The 667-nt window shown below is 60.6% G+C and carries 1 protein-coding gene; it reads left to right on the top strand.

Annotation, left to right across the window (positions count from 1 at the left end):
- A partial coding sequence (locus tag AWU74_RS11975) for a radical SAM protein (RefSeq protein WP_368853467.1) occupies positions 1-648 on the top strand: 648 nt, incomplete at its 5' end.
- Positions 649-667: the final 19 nt, after the last annotated feature.

Here is a 667-nt window from a genome sequence, read left to right as displayed (position 1 = left end):
GGCTTTGACCACGTAACGGTTTCGGGCGGCTTCATCGCCGAACGCCGCGAGCTTGAATACTATCTGGACGTCGCCGAAGCCGTGCGGGAACACACCGGACTGGAGGATTTTAACGGCACCGCCGATATAGGCGCGCCGCTGGACTTCTCCGTGCTTGAAAAATACAAGGCGGTGGGCTACCGCACCATAGCCACGAACCTCGAAATCTGGAACGAGAAGCTCTTCGGCGTCATCTGCCCGGGCAAGACGCAGCTCTGCGGCGGCTGGCGGAACTGCCTCGCTGCCCTCGACGAGGAACTGCGGGTCTTCGGCAAACACCGGGTGCGCTCGTCACTGGTCAGCGGCATAGAGCCTAAAGCGTCGCTGCTGGAAGGCGTCGAGTATCTGGCGGAACGCGGCGTATTGCCGGTGCTTCGCCTGTGGAATGTCGCCATAGGCTCCCGTCTTGAAGGGCACCGGACGCCGGCTCATGACTGGCACTGGGACGTGTACGAAAAAACAGCGGTTCTGTACAAGAAATACGGCTTTTCGTGGGAAGAAATGAAGAGCGCTTCGGTTTTTACACACTTTGTGCCGTTTGATCTGTTCCGGCTTGAAGCCGGCATTGAGGCGAAAGAGCCGGCGCAGGCGCGGCAAACGGCGGCGTGACCCGCGGATAGGGCAGGGG

The organism is Treponema endosymbiont of Eucomonympha sp. (assembly GCF_001028545.1).
Note: the sequence above shows the minus strand (reverse complement) of the source record. Positions and strands in the feature narration are given on the sequence as shown.